This is a genomic window from Acidocella sp. C78 (genome assembly GCF_907164655.1).
Map to the genome: position 1 here is coordinate 21,582 of NZ_CAJQZK010000100.1, position 6,351 is coordinate 27,932.

At 65.1% G+C, this 6,351-nt stretch carries 5 protein-coding genes; 2 read left to right on the top strand and 3 right to left on the bottom strand.

Annotated features, from left to right (window positions below):
* Positions 1 to 17: 17 nt before the first annotated feature.
* Positions 18 to 1,523, top strand: coding sequence for a cytosine permease (locus tag ACIDOCELLA78_RS95320; protein WP_201729693.1), 1,506 nt, complete (start codon positions 18 to 20; stop codon positions 1,521 to 1,523).
* Positions 1,524 to 1,597: 74 nt separating this feature from the next.
* Positions 1,598 to 2,638, top strand: a complete 1,041-nt coding sequence (locus ACIDOCELLA78_RS95325; RefSeq protein WP_201729694.1) for an aliphatic amidase — start codon at positions 1,598 to 1,600, stop codon at positions 2,636 to 2,638.
* A 310-nt stretch (positions 2,639 to 2,948) separates the two neighbouring features.
* On the opposite strand, the gene ACIDOCELLA78_RS95330 is transcribed toward ACIDOCELLA78_RS95325, so the two are convergent.
* The 3 genes from ACIDOCELLA78_RS95330 to ACIDOCELLA78_RS95340 form a co-directional block, all read right to left on the bottom strand.
* Positions 2,949 to 3,956, bottom strand: coding sequence for an ABC transporter ATP-binding protein (locus ACIDOCELLA78_RS95330; RefSeq protein WP_201729695.1), 1,008 nt, complete (start codon positions 3,954 to 3,956; stop codon positions 2,949 to 2,951).
* A complete protein-coding gene (locus tag ACIDOCELLA78_RS95335; RefSeq protein ID WP_201729696.1) occupies positions 3,953 to 5,509 on the bottom strand; it encodes an iron ABC transporter permease in 1,557 nt (518 codons plus the stop codon). Before ACIDOCELLA78_RS95335 ends, ACIDOCELLA78_RS95330 begins: the two co-directional genes overlap by 4 nt.
* 25 nt (positions 5,510 to 5,534) lie before the next feature.
* Positions 5,535 to 6,351: ABC transporter substrate-binding protein (locus ACIDOCELLA78_RS95340; protein ID WP_201729697.1), on the bottom strand; the 817-nt coding region annotated here is incomplete at its 5' end.

Sequence of the window (6,351 nt, forward strand, 5' to 3'; positions counted from 1 at the left end):
GGGCGGGTCAAATCTCGATGGAATTCCCGGGTCAGATCTCAGCGGAAATCAACATTCAGTTCGGCTTTGCGAACGCGTTCTGGGGCATTCTCGCGGCGGCCACGGTCATCTTCCTGACGGGAATTCCGATCGCCTATTACTGCGCAAAATATAATGTCGATGTCGATCTGCTGACCCGCGGTGCGGGCTTCGGCTATCTGGGCTCGACCATAACCTCGGTCATCTATGCCAGTTTCACCTTCATTTTCTTTGCTCTTGAAGGTTCGATCATGGCGCAGGCGTTCAACCTCTACTTCGGCATCCCGCTGCCGCTCGGCTATGCGATCGGCTCGCTGATGATCATCCCGCTCGTTGCCTTCGGCATGACCGTGCTTTCCAGATTGCAGGTCTGGACCCAACCGATCTGGCTATTTCTGCTCTTCAGCCCACCGATCGCGGTTCTCGCCGTCGATCCGCATGCCATTTCCGGCTGGATTGGCTTCGCCGGCTCGTCGCCAAGCGGCTCCGGCTTCAATCCGCTGCTGTTCGGCTCTGCCGCCGGGATCGCACTGTCACTGATCGCGCAGATTGGCGAACAAGCCGACTATCTCCGCTTCATGCCGGACAAGACGGAGAAAAACTCGATCGGCTGGTGGCTCGCCGTACTCGGCGCCGGCCCCGGTTGGGTCATTCTCGGTGCCAGCAAGCAGCTCATGGGCTCGTTCTTCGCCTCCGTCGCGGTATCACACGGCACCCCGTTGGCGCAGGCGAACGAGCCGATCCAGATGTATCATGCCGGCTTCACCTCGATGTTCGGCGCCGGGATGGTGGCGATCAGCGTGGCGACGTTCTTCGTCATCCTCTCGCAGATCAAGATCAACGTCACGAACGCCTATTCAGGCTCGCTTTCGTGGTCCAACTTCTTCTCCCGCCTGCTGCACGCGCATCCGGGGCGCTTCGTCTATATCTTCCTCAATATCGGCATTTCCTTGACGATGATGGAACTCAACATGTTCCACTTCCTCGGCAAGATCCTCGGATTTTACTCCAACGTCGCAGTTGCCTGGATCGGCGCGGTGACGGCCGACCTCGTGATCAACAAGCCGCTGCTCAAGCTCAGCCCGTCCTATGTCGAGTTCAAGCGGGCCCATCTCTACAATTTCAATCCGGTCGGCTTCGGCTCGATGGTGATCGCCTCGATCATCTCGGTGCTCGCGTTCTTCGGTGTCTTCGGGGCCTACGCTGCGGCCTTTTCCTCCTTCATCGCGCTTGCCGTCGCCTTCGTGCTGTCGCCGATCTTCGCGATCATCACCAAAGGGAAATACTACATCGCGCGCGACCCGTCCTATCATCCGGGTGTCGGCCACACCGCGATGAACTGTGTTGCCTGCGGCTTTGAATACGAGCCGGAGGACATGACCGGCTGCCCGTTCCACAAGGGCAGCATCTGCTCGCTCTGCTGCTCGCTCGACAGCGATTGTGCCGACATGTGCAAGAAGCCGCATGCCACGCCATCGCTGTCGTTCGGCTCGCCGACGGTTTGATGGCCTACCGCTGATTCGTGTGGCTGGGCCGTCGGACCAGCCACGCCCCTTTCACCTCTCAAGGAGAAAAGCTCATGCTTCATGGTGATATTTCCGCAAGCAACGACACGGTCGGCGTCGCGGTCGTCAACTACAAGATGCCCCGGCTGCATACCAAGGCCGAGGTACTGGCCAACGCACAGAAGATCGCTGAAATGCTGATCGGGATGAAAGCCGGCCTGCCCGGCATGGACCTGGTGATCTTCCCCGAATATTCGACGCACGGCATCATGTATGACCGTAACGAGATGTTGGAGACTGCTTCCGTCATTCCGGGCGACGAAACCGAGATCTTTGCCGAAGCCTGTCGCAAGGCCAAGGTTTGGGGCGTGTTTTCGCTGACCGGAGAACGTCATGAGGAGCATCCGCGCAAGATGCCCTACAACACGCTGATCCTGATCGACGACACAGGAAAGATCGTCCAGAAATATCGCAAGATCATGCCATGGACGCCGATCGAAGGCTGGTATCCAGGGTCGACGACCTATGTCACGGAGGGCCCGAAGGGCCTGAAAATCAGCCTGATCATCTGCGATGACGGCAACTATCCGGAGATCTGGCGCGATTGCGCGATGAAGGGGGCGGAACTGGTTGTTCGCTGCCAGGGCTACATGTATCCCGCAAAGGACCAACAGGTCATGATGGCCAAGTCCATGGCCTGGGCCAACAATGTCTATGTCGCGGTTGCCAACGCCGCTGGCTTCGACGGGGTTTATTCCTATTTCGGACACTCCGCGATCATCGGGTTCGACGGGCGCACGCTCGGCGAATGCGGGGAGGAGGAGTATGGCATCCAGTATGCGCAGCTTTCGAAGTCCCTACTGCGCGACGCACGCCGTAATGGCCAGTCGGAGAACCACCTCTTCAAGCTGCTCCATCGTGGATATACCGGGATGGTGAATTCCCATGAAAACGAGCCGGGCAAGGCAGTCTGCCCCTACGATTTCTATCGCGAGTGGATTGAAAATCCCGAGGCGGTGCGCGCGAAGGTCGAAGGTCTTACACGGCCGAGCCTCGGGACCGAGGAATGTCCGATCGAGGGCATCCCGATTGAGGTCAGGCTTGCGGCCGAGTGAGCGCCCGCACTCAACGTGGCGTCACCGCGAGGATGGATCGGAAACAATCTGGCCTTCGCATTTTTATCGTGAGGGTGTGGCCGTTCAATGAGAGGCGCTGCACAATGCCGGTATGAAAGGAACTGGCTTTCGCTTGACACTTGGCTGTCCGAGCGAGGCTCTGATCGTGGCAGGAGGCAAGTTCAGTGGCTGGTCAGAGCCAAGCGGATCATAAGTCCTCCGAATGCCAGAAAGATGAGGCCGCTTAGTATCCGTCTCCTCCTTGCGCGGCCGGGTATGGTGTCGGATACAGTTGATAACCCGGGCGGCATTACCCGGCCGGATTGAACGGAAACAGGTGCAGCCGGTCGGCCGCGACATGCAGGGCGGCGAGGCCGTCGATCCGCAACAACGCCTGCCAGTGTCCGGCCTCGAAATGCGCGCCGATGCAGGTAGCCGGCATGCCCTCTGCGGCGAGGGACATCGCACCGCGCGGCCAGAACAGCAGCGCCTGGGCCGCACCGGCGAGGCGGGAGGCGCCGCCGGGAATGCCGAGCGGCGTACCACCGAAGACAATGGCGGCGTCGTCCCCCGCCGCGCGCACCGGCACCAGAACTCCGCCGCACAGCCCGGCGAGGCGCGCCGCATAGGGGGTCGCCGGCCGGGCGAACATGGCATCCGGCGTGGCGCAGGCGGTCAGGCGGCGATCTTCAAGAATGGCGACGCGGTCCGCGAGGCGCGCGATATCCGCCGGATCGTGCGAGATGCAGAGCGCGGCCAGTCCGGTTTCGACGATCAGCGCGCGAAGCTCGGTGCGCAGGGTTTCCCTGGTCTCGACATCGAGACTGGAGAACGGCTCGTCGAGCATCAGCAGGCGAGGTGCTGCGGCCAGGGCACGGGCAAGGCCGACGCGCTGCTGCTGCCCGCCCGACAGGGTGGCCGGCAGGCGTCCCGCGCAGGCGGCGACGCCGAACTGGTCGAGAAGGGCCAGCGCCTTGCGCTCCCGCCCGGCACGGTCGCGGATCACCACCGCCACGTTTTCGAGAACGGACAGATGCGGCCAGAGCGCGAAATCCTGGAACACCATGCCAAGGCCGCGCGCCTCGGGACGGACGAAGGTGGCGGCGGCATCGTCGACCAGGACATCGCCGATGCGGATCGCGCCGCGCGCCGGCCGGTCGAGCCCGCCGATCACCCGCAGCAGGCTGGTCTTGCCCGATCCGGACTCGCCGGCCAGCACGACGCATTCGCCGGGGGACAGGCTCAGCGCCGCATCCTCGACGACCAGGCGGCCGCCGCGCTGCACGGCGACGCCGTCGATGGCGAGTGCTGCGCTCATGCCGGGCGCAGGCGCCGCGGCGCGGCGAGCAGGGCAACGCCGGCCGCGAGCAGAAGCGCGAGCCCGGCCATCGCGCCGAGGCCGAACAGGGCGAGCCGCGCCGAGGCGGCGTAGTCGCTCATCTGGTCGAGCGTGACGATGGCGACGCCAAGCGGCGTGGCCCCCGGCGGATAGAGCAGTTCGGAGACCGGCAGTTCGAACATGATCGCGGCGGCGACAAGCAGATAAGCATAGGTGAAGGGCCGGATCAGCAGCATGCCCTCGATATCCACCAGCCGCGTCAGGCGCGGCAGGCCGTGCAGCCGCGCCGCTGCCACGAGATTGGGATCGAGATCGTCCAGCGCGCCCTGCATCATGCGCAGGGCGAGCGGGGCCATGCCCGCGGTGTAGCCGATCAGCAGCAGAAGCCGACTGCCATAGAGCGGGAGCAGGTCGTTGTTGAAGGCGACGATGTAGCTGGCGCCGAGCACGAGGCCGGGCACCGCCATGTTCGCGACCAGAGCGACGTCGAGCACCGCCGTGATGCGGCGGGCGCGGGAGGCGCGCAGGCGCAGGATCAGCACGGCGACGCCGAGCGACATCGTCGCGCCGACCATGCCGAAGCCGAGCGAGCGCAGCACCGCGCCGGGATGCGGCATGGGAACGGGCAGCGGCTGGAGCGCGCGCGCGAACAATGCCACGACCGGAATGACGATCCCGACCAGGGCAAACACGCATGTCAGCGCGGCGAATACGAGTTCCCGCCGCCACGCCGGGCGCTGCCGCGCGGGCGGCCGCATGCGGCCGTTCTGGATCGCCGCCCCCTGCCGCCGGCAGGCCATGGCGATGCCGCCGAACACCGCCGCAACGGCGATCAGGCGCCAGCACAGGATCGAGGCGCCGGCAAAGTCGGTCGGGGTTTCGGCGAGGTGCTGGTAGATCGCGTAGGTCAGGATCGGCACATGGCTGGTGACGCCGAGCGTCGCCGGGATGCCAAATTCCTGCATGGTTTCGATCACCGCGATGGCGAAGCCGACCGCCATCGCCGGCGCGAGCAAACGCAGGCCGATCCGCACGCGCGGGATGAAGGGAACGCCGTGGATGGCGGCGGCCTCGGCCGGCGCCGAATCGGCGGCGGCGAGAGTGGCCCGCGCGACCAGGGCGGAAAACGGCAGCGCCTTGACGACATAGAGCATCATCAGGCCGCCGACGCCGAAGAAGGCCTGCCCGGCAAGCGTGGCGCGCAAGGCGTGGTTGCTGAAAATGATCATCCAGCCGGTCGTCAGCATGTAACTCGGCGTCAGGAACAGGCCCCAGAGCGTCAGCGTGGCGGCGCGGGCGACCGGGCCCTCCGCCGTCGTGGTAAAGAGGGCGAAAAGCGCGCCGAGCGGTGCAGCGATGATCGCCGTGCCGACCGAGAGCAGCAGGGAGACGACGAAGGCCGGCCAGTCGCCGGCCGCGCCGTGACCGGAAAGAAACGGCATGACCAGCAGGCGAACCAGCGGGTAGACAAAGAAGGTCGCGATCGGCACAGCGATGATCGCGGCCCGCAGGCCGGCCGCGCCGGACCTCATCGGCAAACGGGTCTGCGCTGCGCGATCAAGACCCCGCCCCGTCGACCGCGTGGGCGAACCAGGCCAGCACGTCCTTCTCCCGTGCGCCCCAGCTTGCCGCGTCGAGCGTCGCGAGATCGAGCGTCGTCAGCGGCGGCAAGGCGCGGCGGGGCGCGGATTGCGCGGTGACCGGCCAGTAATAGCTGTCGCCCTCGCCTTCGCGTTTGCGGATGGCCTGACCGGCGGGGCTTTCGGCAAAGGCGATGAAGGCCTTCGCCTCGCGCAGCGCCCGGCCGTGCAAACCTTTCGGCAGCACGATGACGTTCGGAAGCACGTAGGCGGGGCGCGGATAGATGACGGTGAGATCGTGATCGCTGTTGCGGGCCGCGTTCACGGCGGCGGAGGATTGCACGATCGCCAGCTTGATCGTGCCGCTGCGCAGGGCGGCCAACGTGGCATCGTTCTTGGCGAAGACCTGCAACCCGTTGGCCTTCAGCGCGGTGACGAAACTCTTGCCCTGCGGCCAGCCACCGGCGGTCTTGAGCATGCCGGCCAGTGCCGGGTAGGTCGGGCCGGAAATCGCGGGGTCGTTCATGCCGACAACGCCGCGATAGGGCGGCGTGGCGAGATCGTTCCACGTCTTCGGCGGCGGGAGCGTGGATGACTTCCTCATCACGAACACGCCCGCGAGAGTGAAGCCGGTGGGCACATAGGCACCGTCCGACGGCAGCATTGAGCGGCCGGTCGCGGTGAGCGTCACCGGCGGCCGCAGCCCATGGGCCAAGAGTCCGGCCTGATCGAGCGAAACGGCGGCGGTCGCGCCATCGAACCAGCCGATATCCCAGTCGGGATGATCGCCCTCG